Here is a 20,742-nt window from a genome sequence, read left to right on the forward strand (position 1 = left end):
GCGGAAAGCGCAGGACCATCAGGCACCCAAGCGCAAAGCCAAAGCAACCCCTCCCCGGCCCTCCCCTGCGCTGCGCGCAAGGGAGGGGGGACGATCAACGGCAGTGCGCGTGGTCGTTGCAGGTGGACGCAAACCGCCCCCTCCCCTTGCCGCAGGCAAGGGGAGGGCTGGGGAGGGGTGCCGTTGATCTGGCTGTTCCGTTGCAGTGGTTGCTACGTGTGCCGCGGAAAGCGCAGGACCATCAGGCACCCAAGCGCAAAGCCAAAGCAACCCCTCCCCGGCCCTCCCCTGCGCTACGCGCAAGGGAGGGGGAAGATCAACCGCAACAGCAGTGGCGGTGGCAGCTGCACCGCTGGCACGGCTCCGTCGCGTCAATCCGCCTTCGGCGCGGGGCGTGCAGGCGTTTCCACCAGCCCCTGCCCCGCCTTGACCAGCTGGATGAACTGCGCGCGCTCGCCTTCCGGGTCATCACCGCGCGCGTCCCGCGCCGTTGCGATGATCTGCTCCCAGCTCCAGCCCGGCATGCGCTCGCCACCGCGCAGCGCATCGGCAAAGCCCGCCACCGCCGAGGCGAACCGCAGCGACTCGCTCGGCGTCGCGCGCAACGTGCTGGCCAGCACCGGCTGGCGGATCAATTCACTGCTGTCGCTGCCCGGCAGCTTGTAGCGCAGGCGTACATCGGCCACCTCGTCCCCGTGGGCAGTGCCGGCCGGTGCCTTGTCTGCGTACCGCAATGCCGGCAACTGCTCGGCACCACTGCCCACCGGCACGATCTCGTACAACGCGGTCACTTCATGGCCGGGGCCGATGTCACCGGCATCCACCTTGTCATTGGCGAAGTCCTCGTTGTTCAGCACGCGATTCTCGTAGCCGATCAAGCGGTACTCCGACACCCGCGCCGGATTGAACTCGACCTGGATCTTCACGTCACGGGCGATGGTGAACAGCGTGCTGCCCATCTCGCGCACCAGCACCCGCCGCGCTTCGGACAGGCTGTCGATGTAGGCATGGTTGCCGTCGCCGACATCGGCCAGGCGTTCGGCCATCGCATCGTTGTAATTGCCCGTGCCGAAGCCCAGCGTGGTCAGCGCGATGCCACTCCTGCGACGGTCACCGACCAGCGTCTCCAGCGCCTGGCGGTTGGCCACGCCCACGTTGAAATCACCGTCGGTGGCCAGGATCACCCGGTTGGCACCCCCTTCGACGAAGGACTGCTGCGCCATTGCATAGGCCAGCTCGATGCCCGCACCGCCGTTGGTGCTGCCGCCGGCCTGCAGGCGTTCGAGCGCGGCGATGATCTTCCCATGCTGGTCGCCCGGGGTCGGCTCCAGTACCAGGCCCGCCGAACCGGCGTAAGCGACGATGGCCACCCGGTCCTGGCTGCGCAGCTGCGGCACCAGTTGCGCGAAGGCGCGCTTGAGCAGCGGCAGCTTGTCCTGCGAATACATCGAGCCGGAGGTGTCGACCAGGAACACCAGGTTCATCGGCGGCAGCGCGGCCCGGGACTGTTCGTAGCCCTTGATGCCGATCATCAGCACCTGCCTGCGCGCGTCCCAGGGCGCGCGTGCCAGCTCGGTATGCACGCGGAACGGCACCGCCTTGTCGGCCGGCACCGCGTAGCCGTAGTTGAAGTAGTTGATGAACTCCTCGGCACGCACCGCATCGGCCGGTGGCCGCACGCCATCATCGAGCATGCGCCGCACGTTGCTGTAGCTGCCGGTGTCCACGTCCACCGAGAAGGTCGAGACGGGTTGCTCGGTGGTGCGCTTGACCGGGTTGTCGTCCGGCCGCTCGTAGACCTCGGTGTTGGCCGCAGGCACAACCTGCGAGCCGGTCATGACGATGCCATTGAGGGCCGGGGCGCCCGCCATCCTTGCCATCGGCGCCGGTGGCGCGGGCAGCGGTGAAGGCATGGGTCCAACGTGCCTCACCTTCTGCGAGCAGCCCGCCACGACCACGGCGGCCACCAGCACCATCACGCAACTGCGTACTTTCATCGGCCAACTCCTTGCCTGGGGTTGGGCGGAGCATAGCGCCCCGCCCGCCATCGGCAAGCATCGGCCGCCGGTCAGGCGCGCAGGCTGGCCAGCGATGCGTCCTGAAGCTGCTGGTAGATGCCGAACTCGTCGCTGACCTTGGCCCCCAAGGCCTGCTCGAAGGCATCGCGGTTGGCGCGGGCGGCGTAGGCACGCTGCTCGTCACCGCCCAGGTTGGACTGGAAGATGCCCGCGGCACTCACCGGCAGGAAGTCCTCGTAGATGATCGGGTCGGCGCTGGCCAGGCCGCGCTCGATCAGCACCTCGGCCGGCAGGTCGCGCTCGGCCGCCGGCAACGAACGGCCCGCCTCGGTCAGCGCGTAGCGGTAGTAGCCCAGCCCTTCGCGGCGCAGCACGTCGTGGTCGTCCGGGAAGCCGGCGAAGGCGGCCTGCAGGCGCTGCATGTAGTCGCCGCCGGTGCTGCCGGCACCGCCGCTCTCGCGCGCCTGTGCCAGCAGGGTGTCATACAGCGCACGCCCCTTCGGGGTCAGCGCCAGGCCGCGCTGCTCGATCTCGCCGAAGCGCGCGGTGTGGGTACCGGCCTCGTTGTCGGCACCGGACGGGAAATGCACCATCTCCTCCAGCGCCTTGAAGCTGGTCTGGCGCAGCAGGATCGGGCACTGCCGGCGCGGCGGGCCTTCGATCACCGCCTTGGCGGCCAGGCCACGTTCGTGCATCGCTGCCTGCGCAGCATCGATGTCCAGCGTGCGCGGGGTGAGGTGGTTGATGTGCGGGCCACGGAAGCTGACCACGTCGGCCACCAGGCGATGCGCGCCATGCAGCGCATGGTAGGTCTGCAGCGAGACGGTGGCTTCGTTGTGCCAGCGGAAGGTCTCCAGCGCCTCGACCACGAAGCGCCAGGCGTCGTCTTCGACCAGGCCACCGTCGCGCTCGCACTGCTCGATCAACTGCAGCACGCCCGGGGTGAAGATGTTGCGGCGGGACAGGATCTGCGCGGCCTGCGTGCGCAGCGCTTCATCGTCGATCAGCTCCAGCCGCAGCAGCGAGGTGAACACGCGGAACGGATTACGGTTGAGCGACTCGCCGTCCACCGGGCGGAACGCGGTGGAATGCACCGGCACGCCGGCCACTGACAGGTCGTAGTAGCCCACCGGCTGCATGCCCATCACCGCGAACAAACGACGCAGCGTCGCCAGTTCCTGCGCGGTACCGACGCGGATCGCGCCATGGCGCTCCACGTCCAGCCGCTCGCGCTCGCCGCTGCGCTGCATCTGCTCGGCCATTGCCGGCTGCGCCGCCAGCACCTCGGCGTTGATCTCGCCCACCAGTTCCACCAAGGTGCCGTACAACGGCACTTCGGTGCGGTACATGTGCGACATGGCCTGCGAGAACAGACTGCGGATGTGGTCGGAGGAAACGAAACGGTCGGCGGTCATGACTGGGCGCGCTGGCGCGAAATCGAAGGAACCGCCATTTTCGCCCGGAATGCGGTGCCGCGCCTATCCGCCCGGCAACAAAAGCCTCCGTGCCAGCGGTGTCAACGACGCCCGCCCGGCGCGATGCCCCGCCCCGCCGCCATCAGGCTCGCAGGGGGTTCCGCTCGCTCACTGCGCCTTGCGCGCGGCCGCATCCCGCTTCGCGCGATCGCCCAACTGGCGCTGCAGCAGCGGATCCAGGCGGATCGGCCGGTCCCAGTGGTCGTAGCTGGCCACGATGGCATGGCGCAGGGCCCGCCATTGCAGGTTGTCCACCGCCCGGCCATCGCGCTCGAGCACGGCCTTCCAGTCCGCGTCCGGCTGGGCGGTGCGGGCACGCACCCACTCCCGGCAACCGGTCGCGCTGACCTGGCCCCAGAAGCAGGCCAGGTAGACATCGGCCGGTGCCCAGCCATGCGCCTGCATCAGTGCCTGGACATACCCCGGGCGTGCCCCGGCATAGCGCACCAGTTCATCCAGGAAGGCATCCGGATAGCGCGCCGCATAGGCGTTGATGTCGGCCAGCTGCCGGTCCACCCAGGCATCGCCGGTGGCCGCCGCGTACGCAGGTGCGGGGGCCGTGGCCGGTGCCGCGGCGGGCTGCTGCGCGCCCGCCACGGGGGCTCCCGTGAGCAGGCCCAGCACCAGCAGCGTCAGCACGGGCCGGCGCTGCGGATGGCGGACACTGCCCATGCTCAGCCGGCCTGTGCCGCGATGGCGCGTACCGCCTGGACCCACTGGTGCGCGGTATCGGCCTGGTGCAGGCGCGGTGCATCGTCGGATACACCGTGCTCGGCCTCGTGCGCCCAGGTGACCGCATACGGCGTGTACACGCCCCAGCCGCCGAGCTCCAGCACCGGCTCGATGTCCGACCGCAGCGAGTTGCCCACCATCACGAAGCGCTCGGCCGGCAGGTTGAACTCGGCCAGCACGCGCGCGTAGGTGGACTGGTCCTTCTCCGAGACGATCTCGATGCGCGGGAACAGGTCGCGCAGGCCCGAACGCTCGATCTTCTGTTCCTGGTGGAACAGGTCACCCTTGGTGATCAGCACCACCGGGTACTCGGCGGCGATGGCGGCAACGGCGTCGCGCACGCCGTCGATCACCTCCACCGGGTGCTGCAGGGTGCGGCGGCCGATCTCGATCACCTGGCGCAGGTGGTGGGCGGAGATCTTCTCGTCGGTGAGCTCGATCGCCGCTTCCAGCATCGACAGGGTCATGCCCTTGGCGCCATAGCCGAAGATGGCCAGGTTGCGCCGCTCCACGGCCAGCAGGTGGCGGGCGGTATCGGCATCGTGCAGGTCGATGTAATGGCCGAGGATGGATTCGAACTCCTGCTCGGCCAGGCGGTAGTAGTCCTCGCTCTTCCAGAGCGTGTCATCGCCATCGAAGCCGACCAGGCCGATGGCGGAGGGGGAAGTGGTCTGGTTCATGCGCGACAGGATACCGCGTTACCCCGTACCGCCATGCCGCGCGCGCCCCTTAAACAGGAGCGCCCCTCTCCCCACCCGGGAAAGGGGCGCCCCACCTGTGGGCTTACTTCTGCTGCTTGGCCGCGTAGGCGCGGTACTCGTCCGGGGTCAGCTTGCCGTCCTTGTCGGCGTCGGCGTCATCGAACACCTGCGACAGGCCGGCGTTGGCCTGCGCCTCGGTCTTGCTGATGCTGCCGTCACCGTCGGTATCGACGCTGCCCCAGGTCTGGCCGCCATTGGCGGCGGCTGACGCCTGTGCGGCGTTGGCGGATGCATCGGCCGCGGCATCCTGCGCCTGCTGCGCCGCGGCTTGGGCGGCGGCGGCCTGGTCCTGTGCATCCTGGGCCATGGCCGGCATCGCCAGAGCGGAGCCCATCAGTGCGGCCAGGGCGAACAGCGGGGCGCGATTACGAATGGTCATCAGGTTTTCCTCGTCGTTGTTGGGAAAGCGCGGCAGGTTCCGCACGGCCCCAACCCTGACGGCCTCCAGCTGAATCGTCCTTGCCCCGGAAATCCGCTGCAGACGTGGCCTTAACCACTCCCCGGCCCACGGCCGTTACCGCCGCGGTTAGCCGCTCGTGAAGTGAATGTAAGCCATCGATTCAACTGTTCCAGCAAAGGCACCTATCGGCCTGGAAACGGCGCTCAGGGTGCATCGGTGGCGTCCTGCGCCAGGTGCCGGGAACTGAATGCCCACCAACCCAGGCCCACGCCGATCAATGCACCGATCACTTCCAGCACCACGCGCGTCCCCAACTGGTCCGGATCGTGGATCGCCGCCAGCGCCAGGCGGGCATACAACGGTGACTCCAGCCGCACCATGCCCAGGTAGAACAGGTTCCAGCCATCCACGCCGCTGGAGATGGCCGCCGCGGCAAGGCTGGACCAGCCCACCGCATGCCCATGCGACAAGCCATGCCGCCGGCACACCTGCCACCACAGCGCGTAGACCACGAAGCCGACGGCCAGCGCAATCAATGCCGCTTCGAAGGAGCCGAGCAGGCCGTAGTGCAGGACCAGGTTCATGGGGCAACGGGGGGATGACAGGGACAGGCAGTCTACCTGCCATGCCCCGGCTCAACGCACCGGGAAGTCGTACGCCGTGTCCGGCGTGGGCTCCGGCTTGAAGGTGAAATGCCACCATTCCATCGGATAGTTGGCAAAGCCCTCGGCCTGCATCGCGTCGAGCAGCAACCGGCGGTTGTGCGCCTGCGCCGCGCTGATGTCCGGGCTGGCGGTATGCGCCAGCGGATCGAAGCGATCGAAGCCGGTGCCCATGTCCAGCGCCGTGCAGGCGTCGCCACGGCAATCCAGCAGGCCCAGGTCGACGGTGGCGCCGCGGCTGTGGCCGGAGGTCTCGGCGATGTAGCCATCGAGCAGGTTACGTTTGTCGACGTTGGGGTAATAGCGCGGCTTGGCGATCTGGTCGGCCGGGTCATGCACCCAGGCCACGAAGGCCTTCACCGAGCGTACCGGCCGATAACAGTCGTACAACTGCAGCGCCATGCCCTGCGCCTGCAGGCTGCGCTGTACCCGCGCCAGCGCCGTGGCCACCGGTTGCAGCAGATAGCAGCGCGGCGCCTCGTAGCCGGGCACGACGCGGCCGGTGAAGTTGTCCTGGCCGGCGTAGCGCATGTCCAGCACGAAGCCCGGCGCCAGGGTGGCGACATCGACCATGTCCGCCTGCTGCGGCGTGGTGGCGGGCGAGACATCGACCGCCATCGCGGCGCCGGCGGCGCAGCCCAGCAGCACCATCAACACCGTGTTACGGACACGCGCCGACACGGTGGAATTCCAGGTCCTGGTAGTCATAGCTGAAGTCGATCTCCGGGTCGATGGCGCGCATGCGCATGACAGGGTGCGCCGCATCACCGGAGAATTCCAGCCAGGCATCGGCGTCCTCGCCCAGGTCCTGGAACGCGACGAACCACTGCGTGCCGCTGCGCATCACCGGGCCTTGCAGCGTGGGTGACTTGACCGAAGCGAACGCGACACCGTCCCCCGTGGCACACAGCCGCACCTCGCCGAACCACGGATCGCGCCAGACACCCAGCGCATCCGCCACTTCGGCCGGCTGCGCGGCCTTGCGATCGGCCAGTGCCGGACGCACGTGGCCGGCGGCCTGCCGCTGCCGCGCGGCCTGCTCCATCTGCCCGGCGTAATACAGCACGTCCGGCGCGTTGGACGGCGCCGTGTACTGCTTGAGCAGGGCCTGGGTCAGGGCGGTGCGCGCGTCCTCCGCCTCGCCGTTGATCAGCATCACCACGCCGGTCCTGCGATCCGGCAGCAGCGCCAGCGACGAATACATGCCCGACAGCGTGCCGGTATGCGCGACCTTCCATTGCCCATCCATGTCGGACAGGCGCCAGCCATAGCCATAGGCGGAGAAGTGGCTGTTGTCCCAATCGCGCTGGCGCTGGCTGATCGGCATCGGCATGTGCGCCGTCCACAACGCGCGGCGCTGGGTCTCGTCCAGCCACCCCGGCGCCTGCGCCGGATCCAGCAGCACCTGCATCCAGCGCAGCATGTCATCCAGGCTGCAGCGGATGCCGCCGGCGGCCATCGACGGGAAATCCTCCACGCGTGCCGGGTCGGCCGCGGCGGCGACGTTGCGCCCGTCGTTGCGGTAGTGCGGGCGCGCGATGTTGTCCACCGTGGCCGGCGACCATTCGCCCACCTGGCAGCGCCGCATGCCCAAGGGTTCGAAGATCTCCTGCCGCACCAGCTGCGCGTAGGGTTTGCCGCCGGCCACCGCGGCCACTTCGCCGGCGACCACGTACAGCAGGTTGTCGTAGGCGTAGTCGGCGCGGAAGCTGCCGGTCGGCTTGAGATGCGCCAGCCCGGCGATGATGTCGGCACGCCCGAAGTGGTTCGGCTCCGGCCACAGCATCAGGTCGCCGGCCCCCAGCCCGAGCCCGCTGTTGTGGATCAGCAGGTCGCGCACCTGCAGGTTGCGCGTCACCCACGGGTCATGCATGCGGAACTGCGGCAGGTACCGCGTGACCGGGTCATCCCAGCGCAGCTTGCCGGCCTGCACCAGCCGCGCCAGCACCGCGGCGGTCATCGCCTTGGTGTTGGAGGCGATCTTGAACAGCGTCTCCGGATCGACCGCCCGGCCCTCGCCTACGGCCAGTTCACCGCGGCTGATGCGCTGGACGACCTTGCCGTCCTCGATCACGCCCACGGCGATGCCAGGCAGGCGGTAATGCTGCACGGCCTGGTCGACCAGCACTTCGCTGCGCGACGGCCCGGCCGCCTGCGCCACGCCGGTGACGGCCAGCGCGCAGAACCATGCAAGTTGCTTGATGCCCATCACTGCCTCCCCAAAAGCGGACGGCCCGCCGAGGCGGGCCGTCCGTTCAACGCACCATCAGAAGTTCCAGGTCACGACCAGGTTGGTGTAACGCGGTGCCTGCCAGACGGTGCCTTCGCCGAAGTAGGCCATCTTCGAGCCGGGCGCACTCTCATACCGCGAGTGGACGTTGACCGTGGTCTGCCGATTGAGCAGGTTGTACACCGACAGGCGAGCCTTCAGGTCGATACCTTCCACCGGCAGCGTCCACATCACACTGGCGCCCAGGTCCACGACCCACGGCATGCGGCCGAAGGCACCGCGCTCGGAGTACGTCAGCTGGCGGGTCTTCCAGTCGCTGCAGTTGTTGGTCGGCGACGACTCGCACAGCCAACCCGAACCACCACCACTGAACTCACCCGGGCCGCCGGCATTACGGCTGTCATCCGGCCAGACCACACCGAACGCGGTGATCGGGCCGCCCGAACGGGCCGACAGGGTGCTGCCGAAGGACCACTGCTCGTTGAGCTTGTAGGTGCCGCGCAGCTTGAACTGGTGGCGGAAGTCATTGAACAGCACGCCATAGCGTTCATTGACGGCCGGATGGTCGTAGTACTGCACCAGGTTGGTGTCGGCGTAGCCGGTATCCGAGTTCACCGGGCCTTCGATGTTGCCCTCGCTCTTGGACCAGATGTAGCTGGCATTGAACGACCACTTGTCGTTCCACGCGCGGTCCAGCTGGAACTCCACCGCCTTGTAGGTGCGCTTGGGCTTCTTGTACCCCATGACCAGGCCGCTGCCACCGGCCTTGTAGCCGTCCTTCGACGAATCGAAGGTGACCCAGCTGTTGGTGTCCGGGCACCACAGCGTGTTCTTCTCGCCGGGGTTGATGATCGGCCAGTCACCGGAGTACCAGTCGCAGCCTTCGACATGGTTGATGCGTGCGTCTTCCACCGCGCGGGTCATCTTGCGGTAGGTGGCGTTCACGCCATACGACCATTCCTGGTTGATCGCCTGCTGGAAGCCGAGGATGAACTCGTCCTGGTAGACCTGCTTCAGGTCCTTCGCCACCGCGGTGCGGACGTCGCTCGGCGCCGGTGCGTTGCCGTCGGTGTTGACCGGGCCGATCTGCTGGCCGAGCTTGGGCACCAGGTACGGCTTGCCGGTGAGCGGATGGGTCATCTCGGTCCAGCCGTCGAGCGCATAGTAGGTGTGCTCGTCGATCGTGCCACCGCCAAAGTAGTCGGCGATCTTGTTGGTCAGCGGCGTGTAGTAGCGACCCGCGTTGCCGAACACCTTGGTGGTGCCATCGCCCTTCACGTCCCAGCTGAAGCCCAGCCGCGGCGAGATCATGTCGTTGAACTTGGTCTTGGCGAACGTCGCGCCCGAGGCCAGCTTGTTGTGGAACTGGTCGAAGCGTACGCCCAGGTTCAACAGCAGGTTCGGCGTGACGTTCCAGTTGTCCTCCAGGTAGAACGCCTGCGCCTTGGTCGTCACCGGTGAACCGGTCACATAGCGGCGCGCATCGACGATGTCGGTGACGCCTGCCGGCAGCACGGTGCCGTTGACCGAATCGCCCGGCTTGAGCACCAGCGCCTGGTAGCTCCTGCCATCGCCCGGGTAGACGACCGAACTGTCCGAATCCATGTCCTCCTGGTCCACGCCGAAGCGCAGCAGGTGGTCACCCAGGGTCCACTCGAAGTCCAGGCGTGCCGCCTCGCGCTTGTCTTCGCGGCTGCTGATGCTGCTGTTGGTCGGATGGCAGCCCTGGTTGGACTTCGGGCCATACTTGGTGGTGTAGCTGGCGGCGAGCGTGATGATGCTGCAGTCGCCGTCCAGCGGGCTGTCCGCCACCGAACTGCGCTTGTTCACGCCATACATGGCCTTGGCGACGAAGTTGTCGGTGAGGTGGCCGGTATAGGTGAGCGACCAGTTGTCGCCGCCCGAGCTGCCGCTGCTGACACCCGTGGTTTCACCGAACTGGTTGGTGTCCCACACGTAGTCTTCGTAGCTGTTGGTGACGAAGTCCGACTTGTCGGAGAACGCCAGCAGTTCCAGCATGTGGTTGTCGGTGATGCGCCAATCGAGCTTTCCGCCCCAGAAATCGTTGTTGCTCTTGGTCTTCCAGGCCTCGTTCTCGTCGACGTCCTTGGAGTCGCTGTCGCGGTTTTCGTACATCGCGAAGAAGAACAGCTTGTCCTTCACCAGCGGGCCGGACGCCCACACATTGGTCTTCGTCAGCGGGCTGGTATCACGACTGGTGCGATCACGCTCGTCGATGGTGCCATCGCGGTGGAAGTGATCCTTCTTTGACGAAGCCCACGCCGACGGCTCCATCGTGACCTCGACGCCGCCCTTGAACTCGTTGCCGCCGGACCGGGTGATGGCATTGATGACGCCGCCGGTGCTGCGTCCGAACTCGGCCGAGTAGCCGCCGGTCTTGACCTGGAACTCCTCGTAGAAGTTGAACGGAACGGTCGAGAAGCCCTGGCGACGGTACGGGTCGGTCACGTTCAGGCCGTTGATGTAGGCCACGTTCTCGGCCACCGACGAACCCCCGAAGGTCAGGCCGCCGAAGGTCGCGCCCGATGCCACCACGCCCGGCGCCAGCAGCGCGACGGCTGCCACGCTCTGGTCCACCGGCATGCGCGAGAGTTCTTCGCGCTTGATGTTGAAGGAGGACTCGGTGGAGTACACGTCCACGCGGTTGACGATCTTCGAACCAGTGACCTGCACCGAGTCCAGGGTCACCGCGCCACCGTCACCGCCCCCCAAGTTGACCGCGGTGGTGCCACCCAGCGACACGCTGACGGCCAGCGGCTCCTTGTCGGTCTCACCGTCACGCTTGACCTGCAGGCTGTAATCGCCCACCGGCAGCTGGCTCAGTCGATAGGAACCATCGGCACCGACGGTCACGGTGCGGGTCAGGCCGGTGGCCTTGTTGACGATGGTGATCTGGTCACCGCTGCTCGCGCGGCCTGCGATCGCGCCGGTGGCGCTCTGCGCCATGACGCTCGGCGCCAGTGCCCCCAGACACGCGCCCAATGCGACGGTCAGCGCCGCCCGCTTCAACATTTTGCTGTTCATCCCCTGCTCTCTCCTGCAGATAGTGAAGTAACGACTCGAACTGCTGTCTATTGCCCTTCCAGCGGCAGCACCTGCGTCTGGAAGTCGTATTGCCACTGGTTGAAATAGAGGTTCCCGCCCTTCCACTCCACTTCACCACGTTGCAGGTCCACGGTCTCCGAGCGGAAGTGCTGCTTGGCCGGCACCAGCGCCCGTGAGTAGTCGTCGTTGAAGGCGATGCGGTAGGCATCGATGCCGCCGAAGTAGAAGTCGCGCTCGGCCGGCACGCTGCTGTCCAGCGCGCCGGTGGTCACGTCCATCGGCACCCAGCCGTACGGAGCCAGGTACACCGCGCCCCAGTCGTGCAGGTTGTTGTAGCCCACCGCGTCATCGGAATAGACCATGCCCGACTGCCAGCGCGCCGGGATGCCGTTCAGGCGTAGCAGCGCCACCAGCAACAGCGTCTGCTGGCCGCAGTCGGCATGGCCGGCGTGCAGCGCGTAGTCGGAGATGTTGCTGATGGTGGAGTATTCGCGCGCCCCACCCCACGGGATCTGGTCCACCGCGTCGAACAGCTTCCGGGCGACGCGGTAGGGGTTGGTCTCGTTGCCCACCACCTTGCGCGAGAACGCACGCAGTGCCGGCGTGAACACCACGTGCGGCGCGCGCTGCGCCAGGAAGGGCGCCAGCGCCGAGTCGGATGGCGTCGGCAGCACCTTGTCCGGGTCGATCACGAAGCGACGCGCGGAGATGGTGACTTCATAGTTGACCGAAAACTCGGTCGGCGTGCCCGCCACCGCGGTGCGCTCCAGGTAGGCGGTGCGCTGCAGGGTGTCTTCGGGCGCGACCTGCGCACCGTCCGGCACGCTGCCCAGCCAGCGGATGTTTTCCTGCTGGCCCGGGATCGCGCGCGGGTACGGGATCCAGGCACGCACGGTCTCGCCGGCGGGCACGGCGTCGGCCTTGACCGTGATCGACTGGGTCACGCGGATGCGGCGCGGACTGACACTGTTGCGGCCGCTGCGGTCGGAGGCCGCGATGACTTCGGCGTGGTGCGGCCCCAGCCGCTCGTACGGCCCCGGTCGCGAGATGCGCTTGTCCGCGGGGCGACGCTGCGAGGCTTCCTCGCTCAGCAGGAACAGGTTGTTCGGGGCACGGTTGAACCAGCGGCGCTGGCCGTCGATGTCCAGGTGCTCGATCAGGCCAGCATCGTCCCAGGCCTTGAACTCGGCCTCGCGCAGGTCGGGGATGGAGCGGCGCACCGCGGCCTTGGCCTGCGCTTCGTCCAGGCTGAAATCCAGCCGCATCCGGCGCATGCGCTCCTGCTGGAAGGCATAGGCCTGGCGCGCCTGCGCATCGGTCCCCGGCGCGGCCAGGGCAGCATCGATCTCGGCCTGCGCACCGGCGAAGTCACCGCGGTCGATCCGTGCTTCCAACGCCGGCAAGGACACCGTCGGTGCCTCGCCGGCCTGCGCCGTGCAGGCGATGCCCAGCCCCAGCAGGGAGACGGCTACCTTGCGGGCGAGAGCGACACGGACAAAGCAGGCAGAATCGACAGTTGAAGCCACGGCAACACATCCAGAGGTGCAGGGTGGTAACGGCTGTTTAACACGCACCCGATAGCCGGTCAATAATTTATTCTTGCTTTCATGGATGAAAGGAATAAATATTCCGAAGCATCTCCAAGGGGAGTTCCAATGAACGTGATCCCGGCACACCTTCCGCGCCGACGCCTCGCCCCGCTATCGCGGGCCCTGCTCCTCGCTGCGGCGCTCTGCGCCGGCCCGGCGTGGGCACTGTCGCCGCCGCAGGCGCCTGCCCCGGCCTACGCGGGCATCCTGGGCCTGGAGGAGAGCTTCCTCGCACCGCAGCATTGGATCGCGCAGTTGCCCGATCCCGACGCGGTGATCCTGGACCGCGCCGGGATCGACGCGCAGAACGCGCGCATGCGCCAGCAGGACAGTTCCATCCACGACCTGCGTGCGTTGCCGGCCAACCTGCCGCGCGCCCTGGTGCTGGAGCAGATCAACGGCATCTCCCGCGCCCCCACCCGCCCCCTGTACGACGTGCAGGGCAAGCCGGTGGGCGCGGCCCAGCTCAAGGCCATCACCGACAACCTCGCGCTGGAGCGCGTGCCGGCCAGCCGCCCGATCCAGTACGGCCTGGTGGTCCACCGCGCCGCGTTGCGGGCCTTCCCCACCGAACTGCGCGTGTTCAGCAGCCAGGGCGACACCGACATCGATCGCTTCCAGGAGTCGGCGCTGTTCCCCGGCGACGCCGTGGCGGTGCTGCACGAGAGCGCCGATGGCAAGTGGGTGTTCGTCAGCAGCGAGCGCTACGCCGCCTGGATGGAGAAGCGCTTCGTCGGCATCGGCGACGCCGCGCAGGTGTTCGGCTACGGCAGCACCGGCCCGTACCGGGTCATCACCGGCGCCACCGCACGCACCGTGCACACGCCGGAGGAGCCGCGCGTGTCCGACCTGCAGCTGGAGATGGGCGTACGCGTGCCGGTGCTGTCCGACTGGCCGGCGATGACCCCGGTCAACGGCCAGCAGGGCCATGGCAGCCATGTCATCCAGCTGCCGGTCCGCAACGCCGACGGCAGCCTGGCCCTGGTGCCGGCCCTGTTGCCGCGCTCCCAGGACACCGCCGCGGACTACCTGCCACTGACCCCGCGCAACCTCATCACCCAGGCCTTCAAGTTCCTCGGCGAACGCTATGGCTGGGGCCATTCCTACGACACCCGCGACTGCAGCGGCTTCGTCTCGGAGATCTACCGCAGCTTCGGCGTGCTGTTGCCGCGCAACACCAGCGCCCAGGCGGTCAGCCCCGCGCTGGACCGCACCGCCTTCAGCGAGGCCGACGGCAAGGCCCGGCGTGACGCGGCCGTCGCCAACCTGCAGGTCGGCGACCTGGTCTACATCCCGGGCCACGTGATGATGGCCATCGGCCAGTCCAACGGCATGACCTGGGTGATCCACGACACCTCCGGCGGCAGCTGGTTCGACGCCAGCGGCAAGCGCGTGCACGCCAGCCTCAACGGCGTGTCGGTAACGCCCCTGGACCCGATGATGGCCAGCGACACCGCCCGCTACATCGACCGCATGACCAACATCCAGCGCATCGGCCCGCACACCACCAAATGAAGATCACCGACATCGAACTGGGCATGCTGCGCGTGCCCCTGAAGACCCCGTTCAAGACCGCGCTGCGCACCGTGGAAACCATGGAGGACGTGGTGGTGCTGGTCCGCACCGACAGCGGCCACACCGGCTATGGCGAGGCCCCGCCCACGGCGGTGATCACCGGTGACACGCACGGCTCGATCATCGAGGCCATCAACACCTTCATCAAGCCGCGCCTGATCGGCGAGGACATCAGCAACCTCAACCGCATCTGCGGCCTCATCCAGTCCTCGTTGGAGCGCAACACCAGCGCCAAGGCGGCGGTGGAAATCGCCGTGTACGACCTGTGGGCGCAGCTGCACGGCGCCCCGCTGTACCAGATGCTGGGTGGCGGCGACCCGGTGATCACCACCGACATCACCATCAGCGTGGACTACATCGACAAGATGGTGGCCGACTCGCTGTCGGCGGTCGAGCGCGGCTTCGAGTCGCTGAAGATCAAGGTGGGCAAGGACATCGGCCTGGACATCGAGCGGGTCAAGGCGATCCACGCCGCGGTCGAGGGCCGCGCCCTGCTGCGCCTGGACGCCAACCAGGGCTGGACCGCCAAGCAGGCGGTCTACGCGATGAGCGCGCTGGAGAACGCCGGCGTGGTGCTGGAACTGCTGGAACAGCCGGTCAAGGCCGCCGACATCGCCGGCATGAAGTACGTGACCGAGCGGGTGAACACCCCGGTGATGGCCGACGAAAGCGTGTTCAGCCCGCACCAGGTGTTCGACCTGATCCAGCAGGGCGCGGCGGACATCATCAACATCAAGCTGATGAAGACCGGCGGCATCTCCAACGCGATCAAGATCGCCGACATCGCCTCGCTGTACGGCGTGCCGTGCATGATCGGCTGCATGCTGGAGTCGAGCATCAGCGTGGCCGCCGCGGTGCACCTGGCGGTGGCCAAGTCCGGCGCGATCACCAAGGTCGACCTGGACGGCCCCTCGCTGAGCCAGTTCAATCCGGTCGAAGGCGGGGTGATCTTCAACGAGTCGGAGATCACCATCACCGACGCCCCCGGCCTGGGCATCCTCCAGGTGCGCGGCCTGGAGATGATCAAGCCGTGATGCACGCGGCGACGGCAACCGCTGCTGCAGCCGTTGCCGCCGACGCACGAATTGCCGTTGCTGTTGCTTATGCCCCCTCCCTTGCGCAACGCGCAGGGGAGGGCTGGGGAGGGGTAGCTCCGGCTCTGCCCTTGCCGTCCCGTAAAGCGAGCCGAGCACCGCAGCCCACCGAGGGAACAAGGCACGGGGGTTGGAGCGCAGCGCCTCCCGGCGATGCTTTCTTCTGGAGCCCCCCTCCCCAACCCTCCCCCGCACCGCGTGCGACGGAGGGGCACACGCAAATGCAACCACCACACTGCGTGCGAACGAGGGAGCACAGGCACGTACCCGACCCTCTCCAAAGCGACCGTCCATCCCGTAAAGTCACCCACGAACTCCCGGCACACCGCCCATGGCCCCACTGCTGAAAATCCGCGCCGAACGCGAACAGATGTCGGCCATTGAACGTCGCATCGCCGACTTCATCCTCGACAACGCCCACCTGCTGCGCGACTACTCCTCCCAGCAGCTGGCCAATGCCCTGGGCATCAGCCAATCCAGCGTCGTCAAGTTCAGCCAGAAGCTGGGCTTCAAGGGCTATCCCGACCTGAAGTACTCGGTCGGCTCGGCCGTCGCGCTGGCCGGCAACGGCGACGCCACCGACTGGCCGCCGGAAGAACAGCCCGGCGGCTACCTGCTGGCCGCCGACACGCTGCGCCGCGCCAAGTCCGCCGCCGAGGAAGAAACCATGGCGGCCAACCCGCAGGCCGACGTCGAGGCCGTCATCGCGCTGGTCGACAACGCGCCCAAGGTCTTCATCTACGGCCTCGGCGACGACGGCCTGTACGCCCGCGAATTCGCCATGCGGTTGTCGCTGCTGGGCATCCTCACCGTCCAGCACGCCGACCCCATCCTGATGACCGCCAACCTCTCCGCCGCGCGCCCCGGCGACGTGCTGCTGGTGTTCTCCGAGTTCGGCAAGCTGCCGCAGCTGTGGCAGCTCTCGCGCCAGTTCCAGGAGGTCGGCGGCAAGGTCGTGTCGATCACCCGCCACACCGCCAATCCGCTGCGCGCACACGCCGATGCCGCGCTCGCCATCTGCGCGCATGACCGGCAACCGCAGATCGCGCAACTGCTGTACCGTTGCTCGCTGCAGTACCTGCTGGACTTCGTGTTCGTGCTGTTGTGCCAGTCCAATCCGGACCGGCAGCGACAACTGGCATTGAACCAGGAACGCATCCAGCACCTGATCGACAACTGACAGCCGGAGCCGCCGCCATGCCATCCCTGTTTCCCTCCCTCGCCCGGCAGGTGCTGTCACCGCTGTTGTGCCTGTTCGCGCTGGCGGCCCCGCTCGCCTCGGCCCATTCGCTGCCTGCGCCGGTGCACGCCGCGCGCCAGTTGATCGTGGTCACCACGCCCAGCTGGGACACCCCGTCGGGCCACCTGCAGGCCTTCGAGCGCACCGAACACGGTTGGCAGGCACATGCCGGCGGCTTCGACGTGGCCCTGGGCCGCAACGGCAGCGCCTGGGGCATCGGCCTGCATCCGGCCCCGTCCGATGGCCCGCACAAGCGCGAGGGCGACGGCCGCAGCCCCGCCGGCATCTTCGCCATCGGCCCGGCCTTCGGCTATGCCGAACACATCCACAGCGCCCTGCCCTACCTGCCGATGCAGGCCAGCAGCTACTGCATGGATGTACCGGCCTCGCCGCTGTACAACCGCATCGTCGATGCCGCCCAGGTCGGTGCCGACGCGGTCAAGGGCTCGACCGAGGCCATGCGCCTGGACCTGCACAACGACGGCGACCGCCGTTACCGCGAAGGCTTCGTCATCGAACACAACCCCGGCAACGTGCCGGGCCAGGGCAGCTGCATCTTCGCCCACCTGTGGCGCGCACCCGGCGAAGCCACCGCTGGCTGCACCGCGATGGAGCCGCAGCAGATGAGTGACCTGCTGGCCTGGCTCAGCCCCGCCGCCCAGCCCGTGTTCGTACTGCTGCCCCAGGCCGAGTACGAACGCCTGCGCCGTGACTGGGGACTGCCCTCCCTGGCGGAGGCCGCGCCTTGAGCACGCCTGCACGCCGCTTCACCGTCTCCGCGCCGGTCAAGGTGCTGATCGCGCTGGCCATCGCCGCCATCGTCGGCCTGTCGCTGGCCCGGTACGATCCGGCGCTGGCGCTGAAGGTGGCCGATGTCGCCCGCCCGATCGGCCGGCTATGGCTCAACGCGCTGCAGATGACCGTGGTGCCGCTGGTCACCGCGCTGGTCATCGTCGGCGTCAACACCGCCAGCAATGCCGCCGCCTCGGGTCGTACCGCGCGCAACGCGATCATCGTGTTCCTGATCCTGCTGGTCGGCTCGGCCGCGTTCTCGGCCCTGGTCACCCCCGCACTGCTCGACCTGGTGCCGCGTGATGCCGAAACCATCCGGACCTTCCGCGAGGCGCTGCGCTCGCCGGCCACTGCCGCCACGCCGCCATCGGCGGCGCAGTGGATCAGCGGGCTGATCCCGAGCAACGCGTTGGCCGCGGCCGCATCGGCCTCGATGCTGCCGCTGGTGGTGTTCGCCATGTTCTTCGGCTTCGCCCTGAGCCGGCAGGAAGCCGGGCGCCGCGAGCGGCTGCTCGACCTCATCCGCACCGTCTCCGACACCATGATCAGCATCGTGCGCTGGGTGCTGTGGGCCGCGCCGGTGGGCGTGTTCGCGCTGGTGCTGGTGGTCTGCGCCGAGGTCGGCATGAGCGTGCTGGGCGTGATCGGCTACTACATCGTGCTGATGTGCGTGATCTACATCCTGATCACCCTGCTGCTGTACGTGGTCGCACGCTTCGCCGCCGGCGAACCACTGCGCCGCTTCGCCGCCGCGCTGGTGCCGGTGCAGGTGATCGCCGGCAGCACGCAGTCCTCGCTGGCCTCGTTGCCGGCGATGATCGACAGCGCGCGCAACCGGCTGGGCTACCCGCCGGCGCTGACCGCGCTGGTGCTGCCGATGGCGGTGTCGCTGTTCCGCATCACCAGCCCGGCGCAGTACATCGCCGTGGCCAGTTTCATTGCCTGGCTGTATGGCTTCGAGATCCACGCCTCGCAGTACGCGGTGGCGGTGCTGCTGGCGGCCGTCATCAGCATGGGCTCGACCGGCCTGCCCGGCCAGGCCAACTTCATGACCAACAACCTGCCGATCACCCAGAGCATGGGGCTGCCGGTGGAACCGCTGGGCGTGCTGCTGGCGGTGGACACCATCCCCGACGTGTTCTGCACCATCGGCAATGCCACCGGCGGGGTCACCGCCACCGGCATCGTGGCCCGCCATACCGCGTCCCACCCGGAACCGGGACCGGAACCCACCGAACCGGGCTGAGCCTGGCCGGAGGGGGTGAAATGACGAAGGGCGGGTGCATGGCACCCGCCCTTCGTCGTTGCGCTGTACCGCGCGGGCTCAGTCCTGCGGCGGCAGCGGCGGTGCGCCGTACAGCGCGTCGGCCGCCATCGTGTCGCGGGTGTTCTTCTGCACGGCCACCGCGCCAAACAGCGACAGCGCGTAGGACATGCCATAGAACCCCTTCTCGCTCAGCAACAGGGTCGCGTTCCACAGCCCGACCACCAGCAGCAGCAAGGCCGACAACAGGGCGAACCAGCACAGGCTGTAGTACAGCGCACTCACTGGGATTCCCTCCACGCGGTCGCGCACGCTCTTCTGCAGGGACACCGCGGCGAACAGGCCGAACAGCAGCAACGACAGGTAGTAGCCCTTCTCGTTGAGCATCATCTCCGCGTTGAACAGGCCCACCAGATAAGCGACCGCGCCGAGCATCAACGCCGTCCACGATGCGGCGATGAAGGCTGCCGAGGGTCGTTGCACCTGAGGTTTCATCAGCCAAACTCCTTGTAGGGACACACCGCCCGGTCTTGGACGTGAGCCGCTACGTTATGCGATCCATCGCCACCTTCCCAGAGGCCCGGGCCCGGAAGACCCCGACGGGCATGGTGTAATGGCGCGGTTGGACAGACGTTTCCCCTCATTGGAGAACCCCATGCCCCGTCCCCTCCTGCTCAGCCTCGCACTGGCGATCACCCCGGCGCTGTTCAGCACCGCCTGCGCCGCCGACCCCGCCGATCCGGCCGCCGAAGCGGCCATCAAGCCCGCGCAATGGCCCTTCGCCGCCACCGAGGTCGCCCGCTTCAACGAGCCGTGGGCGATGACCTTCCTGCCCGATGGCAGCCTGCTGGTCACCGAAAAGGCCGGCAAGCTGCTGCACGTCGACCCGGCCAGCGGCAAGCGGAACGAGATCAGCGGCGTACCGACCGTGGCCTATGGCGGCCAGGGCGGCTTCGGTGACGTGCTGACCCATCCGCAGTTCGCCAGCAATGGCTGGGTCTACTACAGCTATGCCGAGGACGGCCAGGATGACACCCGGGGGGCCGCGGTGGCGCGCGCCCGGCTGGTGCTGGCCGCCGACGGCAGCGGCCAGCTCAGCGACGCCCAGGTGATCTGGCGGCAGACCCCCAAGGTCAGCGGCCGCGGCCATTACGGCCACCGCCTGGCCTTCGGCCCGGACGGCAAGCTGTGGATCAGCTCCAGCGAGCGGCAGAAGTTCGACCCCGCCCAGGACATGAAAACCAACCTGGGCAAGATCATCCGCCTCAACGACGATGGCAGCGTTCCGGCCGACAACCCGTTCGTGGCGCAGGGTGCGCCGGCCGACCAGGTGTGGTCGCTGGGCCATCGCAGCGTGCTGGGCATCGCCTTCGACGGCAACGGCAAGCTGTGGGAGCACGAGATGGGCCCCAAGGGCGGCGACGAGCTGAACCTGATCCAGCGCGGCGGCAACTACGGCTACCCCATCGTCTCCAACGGCGACCACTACGACGGCCGGCCGATCCCCGACCACGACACCCGCCCGGACTTCATCGCGCCGGTGGTGACCTGGCGCCAGGTGATCTCGCCCGCCGGCTTCGTCATCTACAACGGCGCGCTGTTCCCGCAGTGGAAGGGCAGCGGCTTCATCGGCGGGCTGTCCTCGCAATCACTGGTGCGCGTGGCCTTCGACGGCGACACGGCCCACGAAGCGGAACGCTTCGACATGGGCAAGCGCATCCGCGAAGTGGAGCAAGGCCCGGACGGTGCACTGTGGTTGCTGGAAGACGGCAACAACGCCCGCCTGCTCAAGCTGACCCCGAAGGCCGGCTGATCGCGGCCGTTGCATCCGGCGACAAGGACCT

Annotated in this window: 17 protein-coding genes; 6 read left to right on the forward strand and 11 right to left on the reverse strand. The window is 67.9% G+C overall.

Translation table 11 applies throughout. The features are described 5' to 3' along the window. Positions 1 to 371: 371 nt before the first annotated feature. From AC06FE_RS15245 to AC06FE_RS15290, 10 genes are all read right to left on the reverse strand, one after another. Entirely contained in the window at positions 372 to 1,871 is a 1,500-nt protein-coding gene (locus tag AC06FE_RS15245; RefSeq protein ID WP_478073543.1) for a vWA domain-containing protein, read from the reverse strand. 197 nt (positions 1,872 to 2,068) lie between these two features. Further along, the gene (gene hglS, locus AC06FE_RS15250; protein WP_478073520.1) at positions 2,069 to 3,433 is read right to left on the reverse strand and encodes a 2-oxoadipate dioxygenase/decarboxylase HglS; all 1,365 of its coding nucleotides are present in this window, start codon (positions 3,431 to 3,433) and stop codon (positions 2,069 to 2,071) included. 168 nt (positions 3,434 to 3,601) lie between these two features. Next, the gene (locus tag AC06FE_RS15255) at positions 3,602 to 4,165 is read right to left on the reverse strand and encodes a hypothetical protein (RefSeq protein WP_478073521.1); all 564 of its coding nucleotides are present in this window, start codon (positions 4,163 to 4,165) and stop codon (positions 3,602 to 3,604) included. Between the two features lie 2 nt (positions 4,166 to 4,167). Continuing rightward, the gene (locus AC06FE_RS15260; protein WP_478073522.1) at positions 4,168 to 4,905 is read right to left on the reverse strand and encodes an HAD family hydrolase; all 738 of its coding nucleotides are present in this window, start codon (positions 4,903 to 4,905) and stop codon (positions 4,168 to 4,170) included. Between the two features lie 103 nt (positions 4,906 to 5,008). Beyond that, a complete protein-coding gene (locus AC06FE_RS15265; RefSeq protein ID WP_132865927.1) occupies positions 5,009 to 5,365 on the reverse strand; it encodes an EF-hand domain-containing protein in 357 nt (118 codons plus the stop codon). A 224-nt stretch (positions 5,366 to 5,589) separates the two neighbouring features. After that, entirely contained in the window at positions 5,590 to 5,970 is a 381-nt protein-coding gene (locus AC06FE_RS15270; protein WP_478073523.1) for a hypothetical protein, read from the reverse strand. 51 nt (positions 5,971 to 6,021) lie between these two features. Further along, complete coding sequence (locus tag AC06FE_RS15275) at positions 6,022 to 6,699, reverse strand: M15 family metallopeptidase (RefSeq protein WP_478073544.1); 678 nt, start codon at positions 6,697 to 6,699, stop codon at positions 6,022 to 6,024. 10 nt (positions 6,700 to 6,709) lie between these two features. Further along, on the reverse strand, positions 6,710 to 8,257 hold the full coding sequence (locus AC06FE_RS15280) for a serine hydrolase (protein WP_478073524.1): 1,548 nt from the start codon (positions 8,255 to 8,257) through the stop codon (positions 6,710 to 6,712). A gap of 57 nt (positions 8,258 to 8,314) precedes the next feature. Continuing rightward, positions 8,315 to 11,323: a TonB-dependent receptor gene (locus AC06FE_RS15285; protein ID WP_192287876.1), complete on the reverse strand. Its 3,009-nt coding sequence runs from the start codon at positions 11,321 to 11,323 to the stop codon at positions 8,315 to 8,317. Positions 11,324 to 11,370: 47 nt separating this feature from the next. Further along, positions 11,371 to 12,753, reverse strand: a complete 1,383-nt coding sequence (locus tag AC06FE_RS15290) for a transglutaminase-like domain-containing protein (protein ID WP_478073545.1) — start codon at positions 12,751 to 12,753, stop codon at positions 11,371 to 11,373. Between the two features lie 246 nt (positions 12,754 to 12,999). Here AC06FE_RS15290 and AC06FE_RS15295 point away from each other — a divergent pair, with 246 nt between their 5' ends. The 5 genes from AC06FE_RS15295 (at position 13,000) to AC06FE_RS15315 (ending at position 18,880) form a co-directional block, all read left to right on the forward strand. Continuing rightward, positions 13,000 to 14,448 (forward strand): C40 family peptidase, encoded by a 1,449-nt coding sequence (locus AC06FE_RS15295; protein ID WP_446539788.1) that lies wholly within the window; start codon positions 13,000 to 13,002, stop codon positions 14,446 to 14,448. After that, positions 14,445 to 15,542, forward strand: coding sequence for a dipeptide epimerase (locus AC06FE_RS15300; RefSeq protein WP_446539787.1), 1,098 nt, complete (start codon positions 14,445 to 14,447; stop codon positions 15,540 to 15,542). The genes AC06FE_RS15295 and AC06FE_RS15300 overlap by 4 nt, the downstream gene beginning before the upstream one ends. 391 nt (positions 15,543 to 15,933) lie before the next feature. Then, positions 15,934 to 16,782, forward strand: a complete 849-nt coding sequence (locus AC06FE_RS15305; protein ID WP_323438606.1) for a MurR/RpiR family transcriptional regulator — start codon at positions 15,934 to 15,936, stop codon at positions 16,780 to 16,782. A 17-nt stretch (positions 16,783 to 16,799) separates the two neighbouring features. Further along, entirely contained in the window at positions 16,800 to 17,591 is a 792-nt protein-coding gene (locus AC06FE_RS15310) for a L,D-transpeptidase family protein (RefSeq protein ID WP_478073525.1), read from the forward strand. Further along, positions 17,588 to 18,880, forward strand: a complete 1,293-nt coding sequence (locus AC06FE_RS15315) for a dicarboxylate/amino acid:cation symporter (RefSeq protein WP_478073526.1) — start codon at positions 17,588 to 17,590, stop codon at positions 18,878 to 18,880. The genes AC06FE_RS15310 and AC06FE_RS15315 overlap by 4 nt, the downstream gene beginning before the upstream one ends. A gap of 78 nt (positions 18,881 to 18,958) precedes the next feature. Here AC06FE_RS15315 and yiaA read toward each other — a convergent pair whose 3' ends face one another. Further along, on the reverse strand, positions 18,959 to 19,393 hold the full coding sequence (gene yiaA / locus AC06FE_RS15320; protein WP_132865935.1) for an inner membrane protein YiaA: 435 nt from the start codon (positions 19,391 to 19,393) through the stop codon (positions 18,959 to 18,961). A 160-nt stretch (positions 19,394 to 19,553) separates the two neighbouring features. On the opposite strand from yiaA, the gene AC06FE_RS15325 reads away from it, so the two are divergent. After that, a complete protein-coding gene (locus AC06FE_RS15325; protein WP_478073527.1) occupies positions 19,554 to 20,711 on the forward strand; it encodes a PQQ-dependent sugar dehydrogenase in 1,158 nt (385 codons plus the stop codon). The last annotated feature ends 31 nt before the right edge of the window (positions 20,712 to 20,742 follow it).

Source organism: Stenotrophomonas sp. Steno-C18 (genome assembly GCF_056393195.1).